This is a genomic window from Pseudomonas sp. ATCC 13867 (assembly GCF_000349845.1).
Taxonomy (GTDB): Bacteria; Pseudomonadota; Gammaproteobacteria; order Pseudomonadales; family Pseudomonadaceae; genus Pseudomonas.
Genome location: NC_020829.1, coordinates 619219 through 641895, shown reverse-complemented (window position 1 = coordinate 641895; position 22677 = coordinate 619219). Strand labels below are relative to the sequence as shown.

Here is a 22677-nt window from a genome sequence, read left to right as displayed (position 1 = left end):
GCGAACACAGCCATCCGAACCCGGTAACTAGCCACTTGTAGACACTCTTGCGCAGGTAATCCCTAATTGCAGATTGTGGGCCTGATCAACGATATGCGCCAATAATGAAAAACCCCGTAGAGATGGGTCTCTACGGGGCCATTATTTACATCTGCCAGGAAGGTAGATTCTAGAACGGAATGTCGTCGTCGAAGCTATCGTAGTCCTGGGCCGGCTGCGGAGCGGGCTGGGACTGCTGCTGCGGGGCCGGACGCGGCGCCTGCTGCGGACGCTGCTGCGGCTCGCGGGGAGCGCGCGGGGCGTCGTCACCACCGGCGCCCGGACGGCCGCCCAGCAGCTGCATGTTGCCGTTGATGTCGACCACGATTTCGGTGGTGTAACGGTCCTGACCGTCCTGGCCCTGCCACTTGCGGGTGCGCAGGCTGCCCTCGACGTAGATCTGCGAACCCTTGCGCACGTACTCGGCGACGATTTCCGCCAGGCGACCGAAGAACACCACGCGGTGCCACTCGGTACGTTCCTGCTGCTGGCCGGTCTGCTTGTCCTTCCAGCTCTCGCTGGTGGCCAGGGTGACGTTGGTCACCGCGTTGCCGTTGGGCATGTAGCGGGTTTCCGGATCGCCACCGACGTTACCGACCAGAATGACTTTGTTAACCCCACGGGCCATGACGCTCTCCTAAAGGCTTCAGCACGTCGCCTGCTCGGCGCCGGCAAGGCGCTCGAGGGACGTGCGATCAACTTGTTGGGAATCCACTTTGACATAAGCGGCCGCTTCTTCAGCGACCACCATCACATCGCTCACACCGGGCAATGCCTTGAAACGCTCGGCCAACGAGGCATCGCGCAGCGCCTCAGCGGAAAGAGGCAGGCGAATACTCGTTACATACGGCGGTTCACGCATGGTAACAGCAATCGCCAACCAGATGGCAGCCAGCACCGCGCAGCCGATGAACACCCCGTTCAGGCCACCGTGCTGGAACATCCAGCCCCCCAGGATGCCGCCCACCGCGGCACCGAGGAACTGGCTGGTGGAGTACACGCCCATCGCCGTGCCCTTGCCACCGGCGGGCGATACCTTGCTCACCAGCGACGGCAACGAGGCCTCCAGCAGGTTGAAGGCGGTGAAGTAGACGATGATGCCGAACACCAGTTCATGGAGGCTGTCGCCGAACGCCCAGAAGTACAGTTCGCAGAGCATCAGGGTCGCCACCGCGCCGCTCAGCACGCGCTTCATCTGGCGCTTCTTCTCGGCGTAGATGATGAACGGCACCATGCCGAAGAAGCCGACCAGCAGTGCGGTCAGGTACACCCACCAGTGCTGTTCCTTGGGCAGTCCGGCGCGCTCCACCAGCGCCAGCGGCAGGGCCACGAAGCTGGCCATGAGGATGGCGTGCAGGACCAGGATGCCAATGTCCAGGCGCAGCAGTTCGGGATTCTTCAGGGTCGGGATCAGCGACTGCTTGGCCACGCTGGATTCGCGGTGCTGCATGCGATGGTCCGGCGTCGGCACGACGAACAGGACGATCAGCATGCCCACCAGCGCCATGCCGGCGGTGAACCAGAACAGGCCGTGCAGGCCGAACCAGTGGGTCAGCACCGGACCCGCGACCATCGCTACGGCGAACGACACCCCGATGCTCATGCCGATCATCGCCATCGCCTTGGTGCGGTGCTGCTCGCGGGTGAGGTCGGAGAGCATCGCCATCACGGCGGCGGAGATCGCTCCGGCGCCCTGCAGCACGCGGCCGGCGATGATGCCCCAGATGGAGTCGGCGTTGGCCGCCAACACGGCGCCGGCAGCGAACACCAGCAGGCCGACGACGATGATCGGCCGGCGGCCGATGCGGTCGGACAGGGTGCCCAGGGGAATCTGCAGGATGGCCTGGGTCAGGCCGTAGGCGCCGATGGCCAGGCCGATCAGCGCCGGGGTCGAACCGGCGAGGTCCTGGCCATAGGTCGCCAGGACCGGCAGGACCATGAACATGCCGAGCATGCGGAACGCGAAGACCAGGGACAGGCCGGCGGCCGCGCGGGTTTCGATGCCACTCATGCGCTCAGTGTGGGAATCGTGCATAGGCCCCTCATGGGAAGACGGATTTGGGGAACGCGCTGAATGGCCCCCGTGACGGCGTGCCCATCCGCTTCGCGGATGGCCGGCTGTCGCCAACGCCGAAAAATAGCCGGGCATTCTACCAGTCCTGCCGCACGCCGGCACACTCGCGCCACTTTGCCGCGCACTCGTGGCCGGCCGTATACTCAGCGGTTTTCGCCCGCCATGCGAGGCCGCTGTGGACAAGATCCTCATCCGTGGGGCACGTACCCACAACCTAAAGAACATCGACCTGACCCTGCCGCGCGACAAACTGATCGTGATCACCGGCCTGTCCGGTTCCGGCAAGTCGTCCCTGGCCTTCGACACCCTCTACGCCGAGGGCCAGCGCCGCTACGTGGAATCCCTGTCGGCCTACGCCCGGCAGTTCCTCTCGATGATGGAAAAGCCCGACGTCGACACCATCGAAGGTCTGTCGCCGGCGATTTCCATCGAACAGAAATCCACTTCCCACAACCCGCGCTCCACCGTCGGCACCATCACCGAGATCTACGACTACCTACGCCTGCTCTATGCGCGCGTGGGTATCCCGCGCTGCCCGGACCACGATATCCCGCTGGAAGCGCAGACCGTCAGCCAGATGGTCGACCAGGTGCTGGCACTGCCCGAAGGCCGCAAGCTGATGCTGCTGGCCCCGGTGATCCGCGAGCGCAAGGGCGAGCACCTGGCGGTGTTCGAGGAGATGCGCGCCCAGGGCTTCGTCCGCGCCCGCGTCGACGGCAAGCTCTACGAGCTGGATGAAGTGCCCAAGCTGGACAAGAAGCTCAAGCACTCCATCGATATCGTGGTCGACCGCTTCAAGGTCCGCGGCGACCTGCAGCAGCGCCTGGCGGAATCCTTCGAAACGGCGATCAACCTGGCCGACGGCATCGCGCTGGTGGCACCGATGGATGACGAGGAAGGCGAAGAGATGATCTTCTCCGCCCGCTTCGCCTGCCCGATCTGCGGCCACTCCATCAGCGAGCTGGAACCCAAGCTGTTCTCCTTCAACAACCCGGCCGGCGCCTGCCCGACCTGCGACGGCCTGGGCGTGAAGCAGTTCTTCGACGCGCGCCGGGTGGTCAACGGCGAGCTGACCCTGGCCGAGGGCGCGATCCGCGGCTGGGACCGGCGCAACGTCTACTACTTCCAGATGCTCGGCTCGCTGGCCGCGCACTTCGGTTTCAGCCTGGAAGAGCCTTTCCAGGACATCGATCCGGATCACCAGAAGTTCATCCTCAACGGCTCGGGCCGCGAGAACGTCGAATTCCGCTACCTCAACGACCGTGGCGACATCGTCAAGCGCGCGCACCCGTTCGAGGGCATCCTGCCGAACCTGGAGCGCCGCTACCGCGAGACCGAGTCGGCCACCGTGCGCGAGGAGCTGGCCAAGTTCCTCAGCACCCAGCCCTGTCCGGACTGCCACGGCACCCGCCTGCGCCGCGAGGCCCGCCATGTGTGGGTGGGCGACAAGACCCTGCCGGCGATCACCTCGATGCCGGTGGGCACCGCCTGCGAGTACGCCGAGAGCCTGACCCTGACCGGCCGCCGCGGCGAGATCGCCTCGAAGATCCTCAAGGAGATCCGCGAGCGCCTGCAGTTCCTGGTCAACGTCGGCCTCGACTACCTGACCCTCGACCGCAGCGCCGACACCCTCTCCGGCGGCGAGGCCCAGCGCATCCGCCTGGCCAGCCAGATCGGCGCCGGCCTGGTGGGCGTCATGTACATCCTCGACGAGCCCTCCATCGGCCTGCACCAGCGTGACAACGAGCGCCTGCTGGGCACCCTCACCCACCTGCGCAACCTGGGCAACACGGTGATCGTGGTCGAGCACGACGAGGACGCCATCCGCCTCGCCGACTATGTCGTCGACATCGGCCCCGGCGCCGGCGTGCACGGCGGGCAGATCGTCGCCGAGGGCACGCCGCAACAGGTCATGGACCATCCGGACTCGGTCACCGGCGCCTATCTGTCCGGCCGCACCAAGATCGTCGTGCCCGCCGAGCGCACCCCGCGCAACAAGAAGCAACTGCTCAAGCTCAAGGGCGCGCGCGGCAACAACCTGCAGAACGTCAACCTGGAAATCCCGGTCGGCCTGTTCACCTGCATCACCGGCGTCTCCGGCTCGGGCAAGTCGACGCTGATCAACAACACCCTGTTCCCGATCACCGCCACCGCGCTCAACGGCGCCACCACCCTGGAAGTCGCGCCCTACGACTCGTTCGACGGCCTGCAGCACCTGGACAAGGTGGTGGACATCGACCAGAGCCCGATCGGCCGCACCCCACGCTCCAACCCGGCGACCTACACCGGGCTGTTCACGCCGATCCGCGAGTTGTTCGCCGGCGTGCCGGAAGCCCGCTCGCGCGGCTACGGTCCGGGGCGTTTCTCGTTCAACGTCAAGGGAGGCCGCTGCGAGGCCTGCCAGGGCGACGGCGTGATCAAGGTGGAGATGCACTTCCTGCCGGACATCTACGTCCCCTGCGACGTCTGCAAGGGCAAGCGCTACAACCGCGAGACCCTGGAAGTCCGCTACAAGGGCAAGAGCATCACCGAAGTGCTGGACATGACCATCGAGGACGCCCGCGCGTTCTTCGACGCCGTGCCGGCCATCGCCCGCAAGCTGCAGACGCTGATGGACGTCGGCCTGTCGTACATCAAGCTGGGCCAGAGCGCGACCACGCTGTCCGGTGGCGAGGCGCAGCGGGTGAAGCTGTCCCGCGAGCTGTCCAAGCGCGATACCGGCAAGACCCTGTACATCCTCGACGAACCGACCACCGGCCTGCACTTCGCGGATATCCAGCAACTGCTCGACGTGCTGCACCGCCTGCGCGACCACGGCAACACCGTGGTGGTCATCGAGCACAACCTGGACGTAATCAAGACCGCCGACTGGCTGGTCGACCTCGGCCCCGAGGGCGGCTCCAAGGGCGGCCAGATCATCGCCACCGGCACGCCGGAGCAGGTCGCGGAATTGGCGGTGTCGCACACCGGGCACTTCCTCAAGCCGCTGCTGGAGCGCGATCGCGCCTGATCCGCACCGGTATGACAAAGCCCCTGCTGCCGAACGGCGCAGGGGCCTTTTTGTAGGGATTGTCCCGTCCTGAATAAGGTTTACACCTTCGCCCTTATTTTCAGGAGAACTCCGATGGCAGAAGGTGTGCGTCGTAGTCAGCGTGATTACACGCTGGCTTTTAAACTGGCGGTGGTCGAGCAGGTCGAAAAAGGCGAAATGAGTTACAAGCAGGCCCAGGCCCGCTACGGTATCCAGGGGCGCTCGACGGTGTTGGTGTGGCTACGCAAGCACGGCCGACAGAACTGGAGCCAGGGCGCATCCATTCGCTCTAGTCGGAGGGGTTCGATGACTGATGAGAAAACACCGCTGACGCCGGAGCAGCGAATCAAGGAGCTTGAGCAGCAGCTTGAGGTCATGAGCCAAAAGGCTCAGTTCTTCGAGGCGGTGGTGGATGTCCTGAAGAATGACTACGGCGTCTCCATCGTAAAAAAGCGTCCCGGCAAGTCCTCACGCAAAGGCAAGTCCAAGGGCTGAGCATTAGCAGGGCTTGCCAGTTTCTGGGCGTCAGTCGCCAGGCCTATTACCAGCGCAACCGCGCGGCGGATCGGCGCTCCCAGCAGGATCGACAGATTGTTCAGTTTGTCCGGGAGGTGCGGATGCGTCAGCCTCGGCTGGGCACGCGCAAGCTGCATTTTCTGCTTCAGGAACAGGCCCGCGCAGAGCTTCGCGTGGGGCGGGATCGCTTGTTTCGCGTCCTGGCGGAGCAGCGCCTACTGGTTGCGCCCAAGCGGGCGTACCACAAGACCACTCACAGCTTTCACCGCTTCTACCGCCACCCCAATCTGCTCAAGCCTGGCCCGCAACAGGTGTTGCCCAGCGCTCCGGAGCGCGTCTGGGTGGCCGATATCACCTACCTGCCAAGCCTGAGCGGCCCGCTGTATCTGAGCCTGGTCACCGACGCCTATTCGCGCAAGATCGTCGGTCACCATGTCCATGACAGCCTGCATGCCGAGTCGGTGGCCCGCGCGTTCAGCCTGGCGTTACAGCGACGCAGGACGCGGCATGCCCTGGTGCATCACTCGGACCGCGGTATCCAGTACTGCTCTGCGCATTACCAGCGCCTGCATGCACGACACGGCATCACCTGCTCGATGACCGATGGTTATGACTGCTACCAGAATGCGCTGGCCGAACGGGTCAACGGCATCCTGAAGAATGAGCTACTGATACAGCCCCCGGCAGACCTGGCCCAGGCGCGTCGAATGGTGCACGAGGCCGTCGATATCTATAACCGGGAGCGTCCCCACCACGCTCTGAAATACAAAACGCCCGATGCAATGCATCGGGCGTTTTGAGGTCTGGTGCCAACCCTCAGAGGTGTAAACCTATTTCAGGACTAGACAGATCTTGTAGGAGCGAGCTTGCTCGCGAACCGCCCCAACATCCGAGCCGCCGAGTAACTCTGTTCGCGAGCAAGCTCGCTCCTACGAAAAGCAAAAGCCCCGGAGCCTGGACGCCGAGGGCTTTGACGAAGCGGAGCTATGAATCAGATCTGCGACTGCAGATAGTTCTCCAGGCCCATCTTCTGGATCAGACCGAGCTGCTGCTCCAGCCAGTAGGCGTGGTCTTCCTCGGTATCGGTCAGTTGCACGCGCAGGATGTCGCGGGTGACGAAGTCCTTGTGCTTCTCGCACAGGGCGATGCCCTTGGCCAGGGCGGCGCGCACGTGGCGCTCCAGCTTCAGGTCGGCTTCCAGCATCTCCGGCACGGTCTTGCCCGGGTGGATGTCGTCCGGGCGCATGCGCGGGGTGCCTTCCAGCAGCAGGATGCGGCGCAGCAGGGCGTCGGCGTGCTGGGTTTCCTCTTCCATTTCGTGATTGAGGCGCTCGTAGAGCTTGGTGAAGCCCCAGTCCTCGTACATGCGCGAATGGATGAAGTACTGGTCGCGAGCGGCCAGCTCACCGGTCAGCAGCGTGTTGAGATAATCGATAACCTCGGCGTGGCCTTGCATCAGCCTTCTCCCTGGGACGTGACAGCGAATTAAACGGCGCTATGGTCGCGACTGGCCATGACCGGGGTCAAGCACCACAAACGCAACCGCCCTCCGAAGAGGGCGGCAGGTGGAACGGTTTCAGCTTAGTCCAGCTTCAGGCCCAGCGCCTTGGCGACGCCTTCGCCGTAGGCCGGGTCGATGTTGAAGAACAGTGCCAGCTGACGACGCTGGATAGCCTCTGGCACACCCGCCATATCGCCGGCGATGTTCTCGTACAGGCGCTGCCGCTGGGCCTCATCGAACAGGCGGAACAGCGCGGCCGGCTGGCTGTAGTAGTCATCGTCGACGCGATGGTTCCAGTGATCGGCGGTGCCTTCCAGGGTCAGCGGCGGTTCGGAGTAGTCCGGCTGCTCCTGCCACTGGTTGAAGCTGTTCGGCTCGTAGGTGACGGTCATGTCGCCATTGTTGCCGTCCACCCGCATGGCGCCGTCGCGGTGGTAGATGCGCGGATTGTTGCGCGCGGCGTTAACCGGGATCTGGTGGTGGTTCACGCCCAGGCGGTAGCGGTGCGCATCGCCGTAGGAGAACAGGCGCCCCTGGAGCATCTTGTCCGGCGAGAAGCCGATCCCGGGGACGATATTCGCCGGGCTGAAGGCGGACTGCTCGACCTCGGCGAAGTAATTCGCCGGATTGCGGTTGAGCTCGAAGTAGCCCACCTCGATGAGCGGATAATCACCATGCGGCCAGACCTTGGTCAGGTCGAACGGGTTGTAGCGGTAGGTGGCCGCTTCCTTCTCCGGCATCACCTGCACGTACATCTTCCAGCGCGGGAAGTCGCCGCGCTCGATGGCATCGTACAGGTCACGCTGCGAGCTTTCGCGGTCGGCGCCAACCAGCTTGGCGGCTTCCTCGTTGCTCAGGTTCTCGATGCCCTGCTGGGTCTTGAAGTGGAACTTGACCCAGAAGCGCTCGTTGCTGGCGTTGATGAAGCTGAAGGTGTGGCTGCCGAAGCCGTGGACGTGACGGTAACTGCGCGGCAGGCCGCGATCGCTGAAGTCGATGGTCAGCTGGTGCAGGGCTTCGGGCAGGTGCGAGAAGAAGTCCCACTTCAGGGTCGCGTTGCGCAGGTTGGTGCGCGGATCGCGTTTCACCACGTGGTTCAGGTCGGGGAATTTCAGCGGGTCGCGGAAATAGAAGACCGGGGTGTTGTTGCCGACCAGATCCCAGTTGCCTTCCTCGGTGTAGAACTTCATGGCGAAGCCACGGATGTCGCGCTCGGCATCCGCCGCGCCACGCTCGCCGGCCACGGTGGAGAAACGCAGGAACAGCGGAGTCTGCTTGCCGACCTGGGAGAACAGCTTGGCGCGGCTGTAGCGGGTGATGTCATGGGTGACGGTGAAGGTGCCGTAGGCCGCCGAGCCCTTGGCGTGCATGCGGCGCTCAGGGATCACTTCGCGGTCGAAGTGCGCCAGTTTCTCCAGGAACCAGACGTCCTGCAGCAGCATCGGCCCCCGCGGGCCGGCGGTCTGGACGTTCTGGTTATCGGCGACCGGCGCTCCTGCAGCGGTCGTCAGGCGGGTGTTGTCGCTCATCGTTACTCTCCTCAACGGCGGGGTGTTCGAAGGCCGGCGAATCACGAAAGCTGTGAGCGCGGCCCGACATCCCAATCGGACAATTAAGCGCCTCCACCGGCATTGCGGCTGTTGATCCAGCTCAGCAAGCAGTAGAAGTCGGCGTCGTTAAGGATCGGTGACAAGGGATGGATCAGCCAATTTATTGATTCGAGCTGATCGATAGAGAAAAACTTTTCTATAGGCAATAAAAAACCGGGCACAGGGCCCGGTTTCTTATAAGGCGTGAACCTTACTCTGCAGCTTCTACTGCCTGGCCGCCAACAGCGCGGTCAATCAGTTCGACGTATGCCATAGGGGCATTGTCGCCAGCGCGGAAGCCGCACTTCAGGATGCGCAGGTAGCCGCCCGGACGGTTGGCGTAGCGCTTGCCCAGCTCGTTGAACAGCTTGCCTACGGCTTCTTTCGAACGGGTACGGTCGAAAGCGAGACGACGGTTGGCAACGCTATCCACTTTAGCCAGGGTGATCAGCGGCTCGGCAACGCGACGCAGTTCCTTGGCCTTGGGCAGGGTGGTTTTGATCAGTTCGTGTTCGAAGAGCGACACAGCCATGTTCTGGAACATAGCCTTGCGGTGCGCGCTGGTGCGGCTCAGGTGACGACCACTTTTACGATGGCGCATGGTTCAATTCCTTTCCAAACTTTACGTTCGGTAGCTACGACGATCAGGCAGTAGCCTTGTCGTCTTTCTTGAGACTTGCCGGCGGCCAGTTGTCGAGGCGCATACCGAGGGACAGACCGCGAGAGGCCAGAACGTCCTTGATTTCGGTCAGGGACTTCTTGCCCAGGTTCGGCGTTTTGAGCAGCTCTACTTCGGTGCGCTGAATCAGGTCACCGATGTAGTAGATGTTCTCTGCCTTCAGGCAGTTGGCCGAACGGACGGTCAGCTCAAGGTCATCGACCGGACGCAGCAGGATCGGATCGATCTCGTCTTCCTGCTCTTCAACGACGGGCTCGCTGTCGCCTTTGAGGTCCACGAACGCTGCCAACTGCTGTTGCAGGATGGTAGCGGCGCGACGGATAGCCTCTTCAGGATCCAGGGTGCCGTTGGTTTCCAGATCGAGGACCAGCTTGTCCAGGTTGGTACGCTGTTCGACACGGGCGTTCTCGACCACGTAGGCAACACGACGCACGGGGCTGAACGAGGCGTCGAGCTGCAGACGGCCGATGCTACGGCTTTCGTCTTCATCGCTCGAACGGGCATCAGCCGGCTCGTAGCCACGGCCACGAGCGACTTTCAGCTTCATGTTCAGCGCGCCGTTATCGGCCAGGTGGGCGATAACATGGTCACCGTTGACGATCTCGACATCATGATCCAGCTGAATATCGGCAGCGGTCACCACACCCGAGCCCTTTTTCGCCAGGGTCAGCGTCACTTCGTCACGACCGTGCAGCTTGATGGCCAGGCCTTTCAGGTTGAGCAGGATCTCGATGACATCTTCCTGCACACCCTCGATGGCGGAGTACTCGTGGAGTACGCCGTCGATCTCGGCCTCGACTACTGCACAGCCAGGCATGGAGGACAACAGGATGCGACGCAGCGCGTTGCCCAGGGTATGGCCGAAACCACGCTCGAGAGGCTCGAGGGTGATCTTGGCGCGGGTTTGGCTGACCACCTGCACATCGATGTGACGGGGGGTCAGGAACTCATTTACCGAACTCTGCATGGATGCACCTATTTTCTAGCCCTTACTTGGAGTAGAGCTCGACAATCAGGTTTTCGTTGATGTCGGCGGACAGATCGGCACGAGCCGGGACACTTTTGAAGGTGCCAGCTTTCTTGTCGGTGTCCACTTCGACCCACTCAACGCGACCGCGCTGGGCGCACAGGTCCAGAGCTTGGGCGATACGCAGCTGGTTCTTCGACTTCTCGCGAACAGCAACGACGTCGCCTGCCTTGACCTGGTAGGACGGGATATTCACGGTCTGACCGTTGACGCTGATGGTCTTGTGGGACACCAGCTGACGGGATTCGGAACGAGTGGAACCGAAGCCCATACGGTAGACGACGTTGTCCAGACGGCACTCGAGCAGCTGCAGCAGGTTCTCACCCGTGGAGCCCTTGCGGCGGGACGCTTCCTGATAGTAGCCACGGAACTGACGCTCCAGAACGCCGTAGATGCGGCGCACTTTCTGCTTCTCGCGCAGCTGCAGACCGTAGTCGGACAGGCGACCACGACGCTGGCCGTGCTGGCCAGGAACTTGTTCTGCTTTGCACTTCGAGTCGAGGGCGCGAACACCGCTCTTCAGGAACAGATCAGTGCCTTCGCGGCGGGACAGTTTGCACTTGGGACCAATGTAACGAGCCATTTCTCACTGTCTCCTATTACACGCGACGCTTTTTCGGCGGACGGCAGCCGTTGTGCGGGATCGGGGTTACGTCGGTGATGCTGGCGATCTTGTAACCGCAGGCATTCAGCGCACGTACAGCCGACTCGCGGCCCGGGCCCGGGCCCTTGACGTTGACGTCGAGGTTCTTCAGACCGTATTCCAGAGCAGCCTGGCCGGCACGCTCGGCCGCTACCTGGGCAGCGAACGGGGTGCTCTTACGCGAGCCGCGGAAACCCGAACCACCGGAGGTGGCCCAGGACAGAGCGTTGCCCTGACGGTCGGTGATGGTAACGATGGTGTTGTTGAAGGATGCGTGAATATGCGCGATCCCGTCGACCACCGTCTTTTTGACTTTCTTACGAGGACGAGCAGCAGGTTTTGCCATGACTAAATTCCTAAGCGATTACTTGCGGATCGGCTTACGCGGGCCCTTACGGGTGCGCGCGTTGGTCTTGGTACGCTGACCGCGAACCGGCAGACCGCGACGATGACGCAGACCGCGGTAGCAACCGAGGTCCATCAGACGCTTGATGTTCATGTTGATTTCGCGACGCAGGTCACCTTCGGTGGTCAGCTTGCCCACCTCGGTACGCAGCGAATCAATCTGCTCTTCGCTCAGGTCCTTGATCTTTGCAGCCGGGCTGATGCCGGTGGCTGCACAGATGCTCTGTGCGGTAGTGCGACCGACACCATAGATGTAGGTCAGCGAGATAACAGTGTGCTTGTTATCCGGAATGTTTACGCCTGCAATACGGGCCATTCAGAAAAACTCCAATTGACAGCTACCCGGCGCCCAGGAAGCCAAGAAAGGGCGCGGATATTAGCGCTGTAAAAACAAATAATCAACCCGGCAGCACACTAGCTGCCGGGTTATAACGCGTGGTTCACACTCAGCCTTGGCGCTGCTTGTGACGCGGCTCCGCGCTGCAGATCACACGAACGACGCCTTCGCGACGGATGATCTTGCAGTTACGGCACAGCTTCTTTACCGATGCACGAACTTTCATCAGTGACTCCTCGAACCTTACGGGTCAGCGCAGCAGGCCGCTGCCATAGCCCTTCAGGTTGGCTTTCTTCATGAGGGATTCGTACTGGTGAGAAACGAGGTGCGATTGTACTTGGGCCATAAAGTCCATCACAACCACGACCACGATCAGCAACGAGGTCCCGCCAAGGTAGAACGGTACGTGGGCAGCTACGACCAGGAACTGGGGCAGCAGGCACACGGCCGTCATGTACAGGGCACCGAACATGGTCAAACGGGTCAGCACGCCATCGATGTAGCGAGCAGACTGTTCACCCGGACGAATACCCGGAATAAATGCACCGGACTTCTTGAGGTTTTCCGCCACGTCCTTCGGGTTGAACATCAGCGCTGTGTAGAAGAAGCAGAAGAAAATGATCCCTGCACTAAACAGCAGAATGTTCAGCGGCTGACCAGGCGCGATCGCTTGCGCGACGTCCTGCAGCCAACCCAGGCCTTCCGACTGACCGAACCAGGCACCCAGGGATGCCGGGAACAGCAGGATGCTACTGGCGAAGATCGCGGGGATTACACCCGCCATGTTCACTTTCAGCGGCAGATGGCTGGTCTGGGCGGCAAACACCTTGCGACCTTGCTGGCGCTTGGCGTAATGCACGGCGATACGACGCTGACCACGCTCGATGAACACCACGAACGCGATGATCGCAACGGCCAGCAGGCCGATGGCGATCAGGGCGAAGATGTTGATGTCACCTTGACGCGCGGACTCGAAGGACTGGCCGATTGCTCGGGGCAGGCCTGCGACGATACCGGAGAAGATCAACATGGAGATGCCGTTGCCGACACCTCGCTCGGTGATCTGCTCACCCAGCCACATCATGAACAGCGCACCCGCCACGAAGGTGGTGACCGACACGAAGTAGAAGCCGAAGTCGTTGGAGAAGGCCACGCCCTGGCTACCCAGACCAATGGACATGCCAATGGCCTGGACGAGCGCCAGGACGAGAGTTGCGTAGCGGGTGTACTGGCTGATCTTGCGACGCCCAGACTCACCCTCTTTCTTCAACTGCTCCAGCTGCGGGCTGATCGCGGTCATGAGCTGCATGATGATCGACGCCGAGATGTACGGCATGATCCCCAGTGCAAAGATACTCATGCGCTCCAGCGCGCCGCCGGAAAACATGTTGAAGAGGCTAAGAATGGTCCCCTCGTTCTGCCGGAACAGTGCCGCCAAGCGATCGGGGTTGATGCCCGGAACTGGGATATGCGCGCCGATCCGATAGACGATGATCGCCAGGAACAGGAAACGCAGACGTGCCCAGAGCTCGGACAAACCACCACCGTTGCTCAGCGCAGAGAGAGCACCTTGCTTAGCCATTTAGTCCTCGATTTTGCCGCCAGCTGCTTCGATAGCCGCACGAGCGCCCTTGGTGGCGCCGATGCCTTTCAGGGTGACTGCGCGAGTAACGTCGCCCGACAGCATGACTTTCACACGCTGTACGTTCTGGTTAATCACGTTGGCATCCTTCAGGGCCTGCACGGTTACGACATCACCCTCGACCTTGGCCAGCTCGGAGGTACGCACTTCTGCGCGATCCAGGGCCTTCAGCGAGTTGAAGCCGAACTTCGGCAGACGGCGATGCAGCGGCTGCTGACCACCCTCGAAGCCCGGAGCGATGGAACCACCGGAGCGGGAGGTCTGACCTTTGTGACCACGGCCACCGGTCTTGCCCAGACCGCTACCGATGCCACGGCCCGGACGGTGCTTTTCGCGACGGGCACCCGGCGCGGAACGCAGATCGTTCAGTTGCATGGATTAACCCTCCACACGCAGCAGGTAGTAGGCCTTGTTGATCATGCCGCGGTTTTCAGGAGTGTCCTGAACTTCGACGGTATGATTGATGCGACGCAGGCCCAGGCCTTTGACGCAAGCCTTGTGATTGGCCAGACGGCCGTTCAGGCTCTTGATCAGGGTAACTTTGACAGTTGCCATGGTTAGAGAATCTCCTCGACGCTCTTGCCACGCTTGGCCGCTACCGACTCAGGGGACTGCATGTTCTTCAGGCCCTTGAAGGTTGCGTAGACCACGTTCACCGGATTGGTGGAGCCGTAGCACTTCGCCAGAACGTTCTGCACGCCAGCCACTTCCAGGACGGCACGCATGGCGCCGCCAGCGATGATGCCGGTACCTTCGGAAGCCGGCTGCATGTACACCTTGGAGGCGCCATGAGCGGACTTGGTCGGGTACTGCAGGGTGGTGCCGTTCAGATCGACCTGGATCATGTTGCGGCGAGCAGCTTCCATTGCCTTCTGGATAGCAGCCGGCACTTCACGCGCCTTGCCACGACCGAAGCCAACACGGCCCTTGCCATCGCCAACCACGGTCAGCGCGGTGAAGGCGAAGATACGGCCACCTTTTACGGTTTTGGCGACGCGGTTAACTTGAACCAGCTTCTCGATGTAGCCTTCGTCGCGCTTTTGATCGTTGTTTGCCATAACTTAGAACTCCAGACCGCCTTCGCGAGCGGCATCAGCCAGGGCCTTGATGCGACCGTGGTACTTGAAGCCAGAACGGTCGAACGCCACCTGAGTGACGCCGGCAGCCTTGGCGCGTTCCGCGACCAGTTGACCAACTTTCTTGGCTGCGTCGATGTTGCCGGTGGCAGCTTCGCGCAATTCCTTGTCCAGGGTCGAGGCGCTGGCCAGGACCTTGCCGCCGTCGGCTGCAATGACCTGGGCGTAGATGTGCTGGGAGGAGCGGTACACACAGAGGCGTACGGCTTCCAGTTCGCGCATCTTCAGGCGTGCCTTGCGAGCGCGGCGCAGACGGGTTTCTTTCTTGACGCTCATTTGCTATGCCCTACTTCTTCTTGGCTTCTTTACGAAGGACGACTTCGTCGGCGTAACGCACGCCCTTGCCTTTGTACGGCTCCGGCGGACGGAAGTCGCGGATTTCCGCGGCAACCTGGCCAACCAGCTGCTTGTCGATACCCTTGATCAGGATGTCGGTCTGGCTGGGGGTTTCCGCGACGATGCCGGCAGGCAGTTCGTAATCAACCGGGTGGGAGAAGCCGAGAGCCAGGGACAGCACTTGGCCTTTGGCCTGCGCCTTGTAACCAACGCCGACCAGCTGGAGCTTGCGCTCGAAGCCCTGGCTGACGCCGATTACCATGTTGTTGACCAGAGCACGGGTGGTACCGGCCATGGCACGGGTCTGCTGGTCGCCGTTACGCGCAGCGAAACGCAGCTCACCGTTGTCCTGAATGACTTCGACGGACGGATGTACTTTCAGCTCGAGAGCGCCCTTGGCACCCTTGATCGAAAGTTCCTGACCAGCCAGCTTGATTTCAACGCCGGCGGGCAGAATGACGGGGTTCTTAGCAACGCGAGACATGCTGATTCCCCTTAGAACACAGTGCAGAGCACTTCGCCACCAACGCCAGCGGCACGGGCAGCACGATCAGTCATCACACCTTTGTTGGTGGAGACGATCGAAACGCCCAGGCCGCCGCGAACTTTCGGCAGCTGGTCTACGGATTTGTACTGGCGCAGGCCAGGACGGCTGATTCGCTTCACTTCCTCGATGACAGGCTTGCCTTCGAAGTACTTCAGCTCGATGGACAGCAGAGGCTTGGCCTCGGCGGTCACTTGGAAATCCGCAATATAGCCTTCGTCCTTGAGGACTTTGGCGACTGCCGCTTTCAGCTTGGAAGACGGCATGCTCACGACGGTCTTCTCAGCCATCTGGGCATTACGGATGCGAGTTAGCATGTCTGCTAACGGGTCCTGCATACTCATGGGCTTAATGCTCCTGATACAAAAGATAAGCCTTCAACTTCATAACTCGCCCTCAAAACGCCGGACGAACTAAAACCCGGACTCGGGGGAGCCGGGTATTCTAGAGATCGCTCAAAAACGAATCAAGCCCCATGAAGGGGCTTGGTTCGTTAGGCGATCAACGGAGCCGTTGCCGACTCCGTTTACGACTTACCAGCTGGCTTTCACCAGGCCCGGCACGTCGCCGCGCATTGCAGCTTCACGCAGCTTGTTACGGCTGAGGCCGAACTTGCGGTAGAAGCCGTGCGGACGACCGGTCAGACGGCAACGGTTACGCAGGCGGCTGGCGCTCGCGTCACGCGGTTGCTTCTGCAGGGCGACCTGCGCATTCCAACGCTCTTCCGCGGAGGAGTTCGGATTAGCGATGATCGCTTTCAGCTCGGCACGCTTTTGAGCGTACTTGGCTACCGTGCGCTGACGCTTCAGCTCACGGTTCTTCATGCTCTCTTTAGCCATGGTCCTACTCCAATCAGTTGCGGAACGGGAAGTTGAAGGCGCGCAGCAGGGCACGACCTTCATCATCCGAACGAGCGGTGGTGGTCAGAGTGATATCCATACCGCGGAGGGCATCGATCTTGTCGTAATCGATTTCCGGGAAGATGATCTGCTCTTTGACACCCATGCTGTAGTTGCCACGACCGTCGAAGGACTTGGCGTTCAGACCACGGAAGTCACGAACGCGCGGCAGGGAGATCGACAGCAGACGGTCCAGGAACTCGTACATGCGATCGCCACGCAGGGTGACTTTCACACCGATCGGCCAGCCTTCACGGATCTTGAAGCCGGCGATGGACTTACGAGCGTAAGTCACGATCGGCTTCTGACCCGCGATCTTTTCCAGATCGGCAACGGCGCTCTCGATGACTTTCTTGTCACCGACAGCTTCGCCAAGACCCATGTTCAGGGTGATTTTGGTAACGCGCGGAACTTCCATCACGTTCGCCAGCTGAAGCTCTTGCTTCAGCTTGGGAGCGATTTCCTTCCGATAAATTTCTTTCAATCGTGCCATGGTGATCTACCTAGCTCCCTCAAGCCTGAACCGGTTTCTGGGTCGACTTGAAGACACGAATCTTCTTACCGTCTTCGACCTTGAAGCCAACGCGGTCAGCCTTGTTGGTTTCAGCGTTGAAGATGGCGACGTTGGAGACGTGCAGAGGCGCCTCCTTCTCGACGATCCCGCCTTGCTGGTTGAGCATGGGGTTGGGCTTGGTGTGGCGCTTGATCAGGTTCACACCGCCAACGACCAGACGGTCGTCAGCGAGAACTTTCAGCACCTTGCCACGCTTGCCCTTGTCCTTGCCGGCAATGACGATGACTTCGTCGTCACGACGAATTTTTTGCATGACGGCTACTCCTTACAGCACTTCAGGGGCAAGGGAGACGATCTTCATGAACTTCTCGGTACGAAGTTCACGAGTCACCGGCCCGAAGATACGGGTGCCGATCGGCTCCTGCTTGTTATTCAGCAGGACGGCGGCGTTGCCGTCGAAGCGAATGATGGAACCGTCGGTACGACGTACGCCGTGCTTGGTGCGAACGACCACGGCAGTCATTACCTGGCCCTTCTTCACCTTGCCACGCGGAATCGCTTCCTTGACGGTGACCTTGATGATGTCGCCAATGCCGGCGTAACGGCGGTGGGAACCGCCGAGTACCTTGATGCACATTACGCGACGCGCGCCGCTGTTGTCAGCGACATCGAGCATGGATTGAGTCTGAATCATCTTCTATCTCCGACCCTTAGACTTCAACCGCGCGCTCGACGACATCAACCAGGGTCCAGGCCTTGGTCTTGGCCAGCGGACGGGTTTCGCGGATGGTGACCAGGTCACCAACGCGGCACTGATTGGTTTCGTCGTGGGCGTGCAGTTTGGTCGAACGCTTCACGTATTTGCCGTAGATCGGGTGCTTAACACGACGCTCGATCAGTACGGTGACGGTCTTGTCCATCTTGTCGCTGACGACGCGGCCAGTCAGCGTACGGACGGTGTTCTGAGCTTCAGCCATGATTACTTACCTGCTTGCTGGTTGAGCACAGTTTTAACGCGAGCGATATCGCGCTTCACTTGCGAGAGCAGGTGAGACTGCCCCAACTGGCCAGTTGCCTTCTGCATGCGCAGATTGAACTGGTCGCGCAGCAGGCCGAGCAGTTGCTCGTTCAGCTGCTCAACGGATTTTTCACGAAGTTCATTCGCTTTCATCACATCACCGTCCGCTTAACAAAGGAGGTGGCGAGCGGCAGCTTTGCAGCAGCCAGGGCGAATGCCTCACGCGCCAGCTCTTCGGATACACCCTCGATCTCGTACAGGACCTTGCCCGGTTGAATCTGGGCCACCCAGTACTCGACGCCGCCCTTACCTTTACCCATACGTACTTCCAGGGGCTTCTTGGTAACAGGCTTGTCGGGGAATACGCGAATCCAGATCTTGCCGCCACGTTTTACGTGACGGGTCAGCGCACGACGTGCGGACTCGATCTGACGCGCGGTGAGACGGCCACGGCTGGTTGCCTTGAGGGCGAACTCGCCGAAGCTGACTTTGGAACCGCGATGAGCCAGGCCACGGTTGTGACCGGTCATTTGCTTGCGGAACTTCGTACGCTTAGGTTGCAGCATTTGCGTACTCCTTACTTAGCAGCTTTTTTACGAGGAGCGGGCGCTACAGGCTTCAGCTCTTCCTGGCGGCCACCAATGACCTCGCCCTTGAAGATCCAAACCTTCACACCGATCACACCGTAGGTGGTGTGCGCTTCGTAGGTTGCATAGTCGATGTCGGCGCGCAGGGTGTGCAGGGGCACACGACCTTCGCGATACCACTCGGTACGAGCGATTTCAGCGCCGCCCAGACGACCGCTTACCTGGATCTTGATGCCTTTGGCACCAATGCGCATGGCGTTCTGTACAGCGCGCTTCATGGCGCGACGGAACATGACGCGACGCTCCAGCTGCTGAGCTACGCTCTGCGCAACCAGCATACCGTCGAGTTCCGGCTTGCGGATCTCTTCGATGTTGATGTGCACCGGCACACCCATTTGCTTGGTCAGGTCCTGACGCAGCTTCTCAACATCTTCACCTTTCTTGCCGATCACGATGCCGGGACGAGCGGTGTGGATGGTGATGCGTGCAGTCTGAGCCGGACGATGGATATCGATACGGCTTACGGACGCGCTTTTTAGTTTGTCTTGGAGATACTCACGTACCTTCAGGTCGGCGAACAGATAATCGGCGTAAGTGCGCTTATCTGCGTACCAAACGGAGGTGTGCTCCTTGACGATACCCAGGCGGATGCCATTGGGATGTACTTTCTGACCCATCTGATCGACTCCGTTACTTGTCCGCAACCTTGACAGTGATATGGCAAGACCGCTTGACGATGCGATCAGCACGGCCTTTGGCACGCGGCATGATGCGCTTGAGCGAACGACCTTCGTTGACGAAGACGGTGGAGACCTTCAGGTCGTCCACATCGGCGCCTTCGTTGTGCTCGGCGTTGGCAACGGCCGACTCCAGCACTTTCTTCATGATCTCGGCGGCTTTCTTGTTGCTGAAAGCCAGGAGGTTGAGCGCATCGCCCACCTTCTTCCCGCGGATCTGGTCGGCGACCAAGCGGGCTTTCTGGGCGGAGATACGAGCGCCCGAGAGCTTAGCGGCTACTTCCATCTTCCTTACCCCTTAACGCTTGGCTTTCTTGTCCGCAGCGTGCCCACGATAAGTGCGGGTAGCAGCGAACTCGCCGAGTTTGTGACCAACCATGTCTTCGTTGACCAGAACGGGCACGTGTTGACGGCCGTTGTGGACAGCGATGGTCAGACCAACCATGTGCGGCAGGATCATCGAACGGCGCGACCAGGTCTTGATCGGCTTGCGGTCGTTCTTTTCCACCGCCACTTCGATCTTCTTCAGCAGGTGAAGATCGATAAAAGGACCTTTTTTCAGAGAACGTGGCACTGTCGTATCCCTCTATTTACTTGCGGCGACGGACGATCATGTTGTCGGTACGCTTGTTCGCGCGAGTCTTCTTACCCTTGGTCTGAAGACCCCACGGCGATACCGGATGACGACCAGCAGAGGTACGACCTTCACCACCACCATGCGGGTGGTCGACCGGGTTCATGGCAACACCACGAACGGTCGGGCGAACGCCACGCCAGCGCTTGGCACCGGCTTTACCCAGCGAACGCAGGCTGTGCTCGGAGTTCGAGACTTCGCCCAGGGTCGCACGGCAGTCAGCCAGGACTTTGCGCATCTCACCGGAACGCAGACGCACGGTTACGTAGGCACCTTCACGGGCAACCAGCTGAGCCGAAGCGCCAGCGGAGCGAGCGACCTGAGCGCCCTTGCCAGGCTTCAGTTCGATACCGTGGATGGTGCTACCCACCGGGATGTTGCGCAGCGGCATGTTGTTGCCAGCCTTGATCGGAGCGCCGATACCGGAGATCAGTTGATCGCCAGCCACCACGCCTTTGGGGGCGATGATGTAGCGACGCTCGCCGTCCGCGTATTTCAGCAGAGCGATGTGAGCAGTACGGTTCGGATCGTATTCGACGCGTTCAACGATGGCGGGAATGCCATCCTTGTTGCGACGGAAGTCGACCAGACGATAGTGCTGCTTGTGACCACCACCGATATGACGGGTGGTGATACGACCGTTGTTGTTACGGCCGCCCGACTTGGACTTCTTCTCGAGCAGGGGAGCGAACGGAGCACCTTTGTGCAGGTCCTGGTTCACTACCTTGACGACGAAACGACGACCAGCGGAAGTCGGTTTGCATTTAACGATTGCCATGATGCACCCCTTTACTCAGCGCCAGCTGCGAAATCGAGATCCTGGCCCGGCTGGAGAGCGATGTACGCTTTTTTCCAGTCGTTACGCTTGCCCAGGCCGCGAACGGTACGCTTGGTCTTACCCTGAACGTTCAGGGTGGTGACGCGACGCACTTTCACGCCGAACAGGCTTTCTACGGCCTTCTTGATTTCCAGCTTGGTTGCATCAGTGGCAACCTTGAAAACGAATTGGCTGTTGCCGTCCGCCAGGCCAGTGGCCTTCTCGGAGATATGCGGGCCCAGCAGCACTTTGAATACGCGTTCCTGGTTCATGCCAGCAGCTCCTCGAACTTCTTCACGGCAGACACGGTGACCAGCACCTTGTCGTAGGCGATGAGGCTGACCGGATCGGAACCCTGGACGTCACGTACATCGACGTGGGCCAGGTTGCGAGCTGCCAGGTACAGGTTCTCATCGACGCCTTCGGTGACGATCAGTACATCTTTCAGGCCCAGGCCTTCCAGCTTGCTGACCAGACCCTTGGTCTTCGGTGCGTCGACAGCGAAGTCGGCAACGACAACCAGACGGTCCAGACGAACCAGCTCAGAGAGGATGGAGCGCAGAGCTGCGCGGTACATCTTCTTGTTGAGCTTCTGGGAGTGATCCTGGGGCTTGGCCGCGAAGGTCGCGCCGCCGCCACGCCAGATGGGGCTACGGATGGTGCCAGCACGAGCACGACCGGTGCCCTTCTGACGCCACGGCTTCTTGCCACCACCGGAGACTTCGGAACGAGTCTTCTGAGCCTTGGTGCCTTGACGACCGCCAGCCATGTAGGCGACGACTGCCTGGTGAACCAGGGTCTCGTTGAATTCGCTGCCAAAGGTACGCTCGGAAACTTCGATCGCCTGAGCGCCATTTACATTCAGTTGCATCTCAGCTTCCTCTCTTAACCGCGAGCCTTGGCTGCCGGACGCACCAGCACATCACCACCGGTAGCGCCGGGAACGGCACCTTTGACCAGCAGCAGATTGCGCTCTGCATCGACACGTACGACTTCCAGGGATTGAACGGTTACACGCTCAGCACCCATGTGGCCGGACATTTTCTTGCCCTTGAACACTCGACCAGGAGTCTGGCACTGGCCGATGGAACCCGGGACGCGGTGGGAAACGGAGTTACCGTGGGTATTGTCTTGACCACGGAAGTTCCAGCGCTTGATGGTACCGGCAAAGCCTTTACCCTTGGACTCACCGGTCACATCGACCAGTTGGCCAGCCTGGAACAGCTCGACGGTGATTGCATCACCGGCGTTGTAGGCTTCCTCGCCCAGACGAAATTCCCACACGCCGCGACCGGCGGCGACATTCGCCTTGGCAAAGTGACCGGCTTGCGCCTTGCTCACACGGGAAGCACGACGCTCGCCGACAGTCACCTGGACCGCACGGTAGCCATCGCTTTCTTCGTTCTTGAATTGGGTGACACGATTCGGCTCGACCTCAATGACCGTGACCGGAATGGAGACACCATCTTCGGTGAAAATGCGGGTCATGCCGCACTTACGACCGACAACACCAATTGTCATCTTTAGAACCTCTTTAGTGTACGGGGCTTTCACCCGCTATGGCCGCCCATTTCAGAGCGTTACACGACCAATGCCGAAGGCATTAGCCGAGGCTGATCTGTACTTCGACGCCAGCAGCAAGGTCGAGCTTCATCAGCGCGTCGACGGTTTTGTCGGTCGGCTGAACGATGTCGAGAACACGCTTGTGGGTACGAATTTCGTACTGGTCACGAGCGTCCTTGTTGACGTGCGGGGAAATCAGCACGGTGTAACGTTCCTTGCGGGTCGGCAGAGGAATCGGACCACGCACCTGAGCGCCAGTACGTTTCGCGGTTTCCACGATTTCCTGGGTAGATTGGTCGATCAGGCGATGGTCAAAAGCCTTCAACCGAATACGGATTTGTTGATTTTGCATTTGACCTCAGACTCCAAGTTGCCATTCCCAACGGACGGACTCCGCCCGTTAAAAGGA

The 22677-nt window shown here is 60.7% G+C and carries 34 protein-coding genes; 2 read left to right on the top strand and 32 right to left on the bottom strand.

Translation table 11 applies throughout. The features are described 5' to 3' along the window. Positions 1–169 precede the first annotated feature (169 nt). Both ssb and H681_RS02970 read right to left on the bottom strand, forming a co-directional pair. Positions 170–667, bottom strand: a complete 498-nt coding sequence (gene ssb / locus H681_RS02975; protein ID WP_015475345.1) for a single-stranded DNA-binding protein — start codon at positions 665–667, stop codon at positions 170–172. Positions 668–685: 18 nt separating this feature from the next. Continuing rightward, positions 686–2074, bottom strand: a complete 1389-nt coding sequence (locus H681_RS02970) for an MFS transporter (RefSeq protein ID WP_015475344.1) — start codon at positions 2072–2074, stop codon at positions 686–688. 214 nt (positions 2075–2288) lie between these two features. Here H681_RS02970 and uvrA point away from each other — a divergent pair, with 214 nt between their 5' ends. Beyond that, complete coding sequence (gene uvrA / locus H681_RS02965) at positions 2289–5123, top strand: excinuclease ABC subunit UvrA (RefSeq protein ID WP_015475343.1); 2835 nt, start codon at positions 2289–2291, stop codon at positions 5121–5123. 114 nt (positions 5124–5237) lie between these two features. Further along, a protein-coding gene (locus H681_RS25605; RefSeq protein WP_086009540.1) for an IS3 family transposase occupies positions 5238–6460 on the top strand; the annotation gives its coding sequence in 2 pieces (ribosomal slippage) (positions 5238–5601 and positions 5601–6460; 1224 coding nt in all). Positions 6461–6651: 191 nt separating this feature from the next. Here H681_RS25605 and bfr read toward each other — a convergent pair. From bfr to rpsJ, 30 genes are all read right to left on the bottom strand, one after another. Further along, entirely contained in the window at positions 6652–7116 is a 465-nt protein-coding gene (gene bfr, locus H681_RS02950) for a bacterioferritin (RefSeq protein WP_015475340.1), read from the bottom strand. 125 nt (positions 7117–7241) lie between these two features. Next, the gene (gene katA, locus H681_RS02945) at positions 7242–8690 is read right to left on the bottom strand and encodes a catalase KatA (protein ID WP_015475339.1); all 1449 of its coding nucleotides are present in this window, start codon (positions 8688–8690) and stop codon (positions 7242–7244) included. Between the two features lie 271 nt (positions 8691–8961). After that, positions 8962–9351, bottom strand: a complete 390-nt coding sequence (gene rplQ, locus H681_RS02940; RefSeq protein WP_015475338.1) for a 50S ribosomal protein L17 — start codon at positions 9349–9351, stop codon at positions 8962–8964. A gap of 43 nt (positions 9352–9394) precedes the next feature. After that, positions 9395–10396, bottom strand: coding sequence for a DNA-directed RNA polymerase subunit alpha (locus tag H681_RS02935; protein ID WP_009617182.1), 1002 nt, complete (start codon positions 10394–10396; stop codon positions 9395–9397). A 22-nt stretch (positions 10397–10418) separates the two neighbouring features. Further along, positions 10419–11039 carry a 30S ribosomal protein S4 gene (rpsD, locus tag H681_RS02930; protein ID WP_015475337.1) on the bottom strand — a complete coding sequence of 207 codons (621 nt, stop codon included), beginning with the start codon at positions 11037–11039 and terminating at the stop codon, positions 10419–10421. A gap of 16 nt (positions 11040–11055) precedes the next feature. Further along, entirely contained in the window at positions 11056–11445 is a 390-nt protein-coding gene (gene rpsK / locus H681_RS02925; RefSeq protein ID WP_003093689.1) for a 30S ribosomal protein S11, read from the bottom strand. Positions 11446–11463: 18 nt separating this feature from the next. Further along, entirely contained in the window at positions 11464–11820 is a 357-nt protein-coding gene (gene rpsM / locus H681_RS02920; RefSeq protein ID WP_015475336.1) for a 30S ribosomal protein S13, read from the bottom strand. Between the two features lie 130 nt (positions 11821–11950). Next, positions 11951–12067, bottom strand: coding sequence for a 50S ribosomal protein L36 (gene rpmJ / locus H681_RS02915; RefSeq protein ID WP_002555468.1), 117 nt, complete (start codon positions 12065–12067; stop codon positions 11951–11953). Between the two features lie 24 nt (positions 12068–12091). Further along, positions 12092–13423, bottom strand: a complete 1332-nt coding sequence (secY, locus tag H681_RS02910) for a preprotein translocase subunit SecY (protein ID WP_015475335.1) — start codon at positions 13421–13423, stop codon at positions 12092–12094. Beyond that, entirely contained in the window at positions 13424–13858 is a 435-nt protein-coding gene (rplO, locus tag H681_RS02905) for a 50S ribosomal protein L15 (RefSeq protein WP_015475334.1), read from the bottom strand. A 3-nt stretch (positions 13859–13861) separates the two neighbouring features. Further along, a complete protein-coding gene (gene rpmD, locus H681_RS02900) occupies positions 13862–14038 on the bottom strand; it encodes a 50S ribosomal protein L30 (protein WP_009617174.1) in 177 nt (58 codons plus the stop codon). A 2-nt stretch (positions 14039–14040) separates the two neighbouring features. After that, positions 14041–14541, bottom strand: coding sequence for a 30S ribosomal protein S5 (gene rpsE, locus H681_RS02895; protein WP_009617173.1), 501 nt, complete (start codon positions 14539–14541; stop codon positions 14041–14043). A gap of 3 nt (positions 14542–14544) precedes the next feature. Then, the gene (rplR, locus tag H681_RS02890; RefSeq protein ID WP_015475333.1) at positions 14545–14895 is read right to left on the bottom strand and encodes a 50S ribosomal protein L18; all 351 of its coding nucleotides are present in this window, start codon (positions 14893–14895) and stop codon (positions 14545–14547) included. A 10-nt stretch (positions 14896–14905) separates the two neighbouring features. Then, on the bottom strand, positions 14906–15439 hold the full coding sequence (gene rplF, locus H681_RS02885) for a 50S ribosomal protein L6 (RefSeq protein WP_015475332.1): 534 nt from the start codon (positions 15437–15439) through the stop codon (positions 14906–14908). A gap of 11 nt (positions 15440–15450) precedes the next feature. After that, a complete protein-coding gene (rpsH, locus tag H681_RS02880; protein WP_015475331.1) occupies positions 15451–15843 on the bottom strand; it encodes a 30S ribosomal protein S8 in 393 nt (130 codons plus the stop codon). Between the two features lie 189 nt (positions 15844–16032). Next, the gene (gene rpsN, locus H681_RS02875; protein WP_015475330.1) at positions 16033–16338 is read right to left on the bottom strand and encodes a 30S ribosomal protein S14; all 306 of its coding nucleotides are present in this window, start codon (positions 16336–16338) and stop codon (positions 16033–16035) included. 13 nt (positions 16339–16351) lie between these two features. Next, positions 16352–16891 (bottom strand): 50S ribosomal protein L5, encoded by a 540-nt coding sequence (gene rplE, locus H681_RS02870; protein WP_015475329.1) that lies wholly within the window; start codon positions 16889–16891, stop codon positions 16352–16354. Positions 16892–16910: 19 nt separating this feature from the next. Then, entirely contained in the window at positions 16911–17225 is a 315-nt protein-coding gene (rplX, locus tag H681_RS02865; RefSeq protein WP_015475328.1) for a 50S ribosomal protein L24, read from the bottom strand. A gap of 12 nt (positions 17226–17237) precedes the next feature. Further along, positions 17238–17606 carry a 50S ribosomal protein L14 gene (rplN, locus tag H681_RS02860; RefSeq protein WP_003093714.1) on the bottom strand — a complete coding sequence of 123 codons (369 nt, stop codon included), beginning with the start codon at positions 17604–17606 and terminating at the stop codon, positions 17238–17240. A 16-nt stretch (positions 17607–17622) separates the two neighbouring features. Further along, complete coding sequence (rpsQ, locus tag H681_RS02855; protein WP_015475327.1) at positions 17623–17889, bottom strand: 30S ribosomal protein S17; 267 nt, start codon at positions 17887–17889, stop codon at positions 17623–17625. A 2-nt stretch (positions 17890–17891) separates the two neighbouring features. Next, a complete protein-coding gene (gene rpmC / locus H681_RS02850; protein WP_003093720.1) occupies positions 17892–18083 on the bottom strand; it encodes a 50S ribosomal protein L29 in 192 nt (63 codons plus the stop codon). Then, positions 18083–18496 carry a 50S ribosomal protein L16 gene (rplP, locus tag H681_RS02845; RefSeq protein WP_009617163.1) on the bottom strand — a complete coding sequence of 138 codons (414 nt, stop codon included), beginning with the start codon at positions 18494–18496 and terminating at the stop codon, positions 18083–18085. Before rplP ends, rpmC begins: the two co-directional genes overlap by 1 nt. Before the next feature lie 11 nt (positions 18497–18507). Further along, positions 18508–19194 carry a 30S ribosomal protein S3 gene (gene rpsC, locus H681_RS02840; protein WP_015475326.1) on the bottom strand — a complete coding sequence of 229 codons (687 nt, stop codon included), beginning with the start codon at positions 19192–19194 and terminating at the stop codon, positions 18508–18510. A gap of 13 nt (positions 19195–19207) precedes the next feature. Next, entirely contained in the window at positions 19208–19540 is a 333-nt protein-coding gene (gene rplV, locus H681_RS02835) for a 50S ribosomal protein L22 (protein ID WP_015475325.1), read from the bottom strand. Between the two features lie 12 nt (positions 19541–19552). Beyond that, on the bottom strand, positions 19553–19828 hold the full coding sequence (gene rpsS / locus H681_RS02830; RefSeq protein WP_015475324.1) for a 30S ribosomal protein S19: 276 nt from the start codon (positions 19826–19828) through the stop codon (positions 19553–19555). A gap of 16 nt (positions 19829–19844) precedes the next feature. After that, positions 19845–20666, bottom strand: coding sequence for a 50S ribosomal protein L2 (rplB, locus tag H681_RS02825; RefSeq protein ID WP_015475323.1), 822 nt, complete (start codon positions 20664–20666; stop codon positions 19845–19847). Between the two features lie 11 nt (positions 20667–20677). Continuing rightward, positions 20678–20977 carry a 50S ribosomal protein L23 gene (gene rplW / locus H681_RS02820; RefSeq protein WP_015475322.1) on the bottom strand — a complete coding sequence of 100 codons (300 nt, stop codon included), beginning with the start codon at positions 20975–20977 and terminating at the stop codon, positions 20678–20680. Continuing rightward, entirely contained in the window at positions 20974–21576 is a 603-nt protein-coding gene (gene rplD / locus H681_RS02815) for a 50S ribosomal protein L4 (RefSeq protein ID WP_015475321.1), read from the bottom strand. The genes rplW and rplD overlap by 4 nt, the downstream gene beginning before the upstream one ends. Positions 21577–21590: 14 nt before the next feature. Next, positions 21591–22226: a 50S ribosomal protein L3 gene (gene rplC / locus H681_RS02810; protein ID WP_015475320.1), complete on the bottom strand. Its 636-nt coding sequence runs from the start codon at positions 22224–22226 to the stop codon at positions 21591–21593. Between the two features lie 82 nt (positions 22227–22308). Continuing rightward, positions 22309–22620, bottom strand: a complete 312-nt coding sequence (gene rpsJ, locus H681_RS02805) for a 30S ribosomal protein S10 (RefSeq protein WP_003243886.1) — start codon at positions 22618–22620, stop codon at positions 22309–22311. Positions 22621–22677: the final 57 nt, after the last annotated feature.

What these genes read in the sequence shown, in the direction of transcription:
- ssb (WP_015475345.1), bottom strand. Translation starts at nt 667, where the DNA reads ATGGCCCGTGGGGTTAACAAAGTCATTCTGGTCGGTAACGTCGGTGGC.
- H681_RS02970 (WP_015475344.1), bottom strand. Translation starts at nt 2,074, where the DNA reads ATGCACGATTCCCACACTGAGCGCATGAGTGGCATCGAAACCCGCGCG.
- bfr (WP_015475340.1), bottom strand. Translation starts at nt 7,116, where the DNA reads ATGCAAGGCCACGCCGAGGTTATCGATTATCTCAACACGCTGCTGACC.
- katA (WP_015475339.1), bottom strand. Translation starts at nt 8,690, where the DNA reads ATGAGCGACAACACCCGCCTGACGACCGCTGCAGGAGCGCCGGTCGCC.
- rplQ (WP_015475338.1), bottom strand. Translation starts at nt 9,351, where the DNA reads ATGCGCCATCGTAAAAGTGGTCGTCACCTGAGCCGCACCAGCGCGCAC.
- H681_RS02935 (WP_009617182.1), bottom strand. Translation starts at nt 10,396, where the DNA reads ATGCAGAGTTCGGTAAATGAGTTCCTGACCCCCCGTCACATCGATGTG.
- rpsD (WP_015475337.1), bottom strand. Translation starts at nt 11,039, where the DNA reads ATGGCTCGTTACATTGGTCCCAAGTGCAAACTGTCCCGCCGCGAAGGC.
- rpsK (WP_003093689.1), bottom strand. Translation starts at nt 11,445, where the DNA reads ATGGCAAAACCTGCTGCTCGTCCTCGTAAGAAAGTCAAAAAGACGGTG.
- rpsM (WP_015475336.1), bottom strand. Translation starts at nt 11,820, where the DNA reads ATGGCCCGTATTGCAGGCGTAAACATTCCGGATAACAAGCACACTGTT.
- rpmJ (WP_002555468.1), bottom strand. Translation starts at nt 12,067, where the DNA reads ATGAAAGTTCGTGCATCGGTAAAGAAGCTGTGCCGTAACTGCAAGATC.
- secY (WP_015475335.1), bottom strand. Translation starts at nt 13,423, where the DNA reads ATGGCTAAGCAAGGTGCTCTCTCTGCGCTGAGCAACGGTGGTGGTTTG.
- rplO (WP_015475334.1), bottom strand. Translation starts at nt 13,858, where the DNA reads ATGCAACTGAACGATCTGCGTTCCGCGCCGGGTGCCCGTCGCGAAAAG.
- rpmD (WP_009617174.1), bottom strand. Translation starts at nt 14,038, where the DNA reads ATGGCAACTGTCAAAGTTACCCTGATCAAGAGCCTGAACGGCCGTCTG.
- rpsE (WP_009617173.1), bottom strand. Translation starts at nt 14,541, where the DNA reads ATGGCAAACAACGATCAAAAGCGCGACGAAGGCTACATCGAGAAGCTG.
- rplR (WP_015475333.1), bottom strand. Translation starts at nt 14,895, where the DNA reads ATGAGCGTCAAGAAAGAAACCCGTCTGCGCCGCGCTCGCAAGGCACGC.
- rplF (WP_015475332.1), bottom strand. Translation starts at nt 15,439, where the DNA reads ATGTCTCGCGTTGCTAAGAACCCCGTCATTCTGCCCGCCGGCGTTGAA.
- rpsH (WP_015475331.1), bottom strand. Translation starts at nt 15,843, where the DNA reads ATGAGTATGCAGGACCCGTTAGCAGACATGCTAACTCGCATCCGTAAT.
- rpsN (WP_015475330.1), bottom strand. Translation starts at nt 16,338, where the DNA reads ATGGCTAAAGAGAGCATGAAGAACCGTGAGCTGAAGCGTCAGCGCACG.
- rplE (WP_015475329.1), bottom strand. Translation starts at nt 16,891, where the DNA reads ATGGCACGATTGAAAGAAATTTATCGGAAGGAAATCGCTCCCAAGCTG.
- rplX (WP_015475328.1), bottom strand. Translation starts at nt 17,225, where the DNA reads ATGCAAAAAATTCGTCGTGACGACGAAGTCATCGTCATTGCCGGCAAG.
- rplN (WP_003093714.1), bottom strand. Translation starts at nt 17,606, where the DNA reads ATGATTCAGACTCAATCCATGCTCGATGTCGCTGACAACAGCGGCGCG.
- rpsQ (WP_015475327.1), bottom strand. Translation starts at nt 17,889, where the DNA reads ATGGCTGAAGCTCAGAACACCGTCCGTACGCTGACTGGCCGCGTCGTC.
- rpmC (WP_003093720.1), bottom strand. Translation starts at nt 18,083, where the DNA reads ATGAAAGCGAATGAACTTCGTGAAAAATCCGTTGAGCAGCTGAACGAG.
- rplP (WP_009617163.1), bottom strand. Translation starts at nt 18,496, where the DNA reads ATGCTGCAACCTAAGCGTACGAAGTTCCGCAAGCAAATGACCGGTCAC.
- rpsC (WP_015475326.1), bottom strand. Translation starts at nt 19,194, where the DNA reads ATGGGTCAGAAAGTACATCCCAATGGCATCCGCCTGGGTATCGTCAAG.
- rplV (WP_015475325.1), bottom strand. Translation starts at nt 19,540, where the DNA reads ATGGAAGTAGCCGCTAAGCTCTCGGGCGCTCGTATCTCCGCCCAGAAA.
- rplB (WP_015475323.1), bottom strand. Translation starts at nt 20,666, where the DNA reads ATGGCAATCGTTAAATGCAAACCGACTTCCGCTGGTCGTCGTTTCGTC.
- rplW (WP_015475322.1), bottom strand. Translation starts at nt 20,977, where the DNA reads ATGAACCAGGAACGCGTATTCAAAGTGCTGCTGGGCCCGCATATCTCC.
- rplD (WP_015475321.1), bottom strand. Translation starts at nt 21,576, where the DNA reads ATGCAACTGAATGTAAATGGCGCTCAGGCGATCGAAGTTTCCGAGCGT.
- rplC (WP_015475320.1), bottom strand. Translation starts at nt 22,226, where the DNA reads ATGACAATTGGTGTTGTCGGTCGTAAGTGCGGCATGACCCGCATTTTC.
- rpsJ (WP_003243886.1), bottom strand. Translation starts at nt 22,620, where the DNA reads ATGCAAAATCAACAAATCCGTATTCGGTTGAAGGCTTTTGACCATCGC.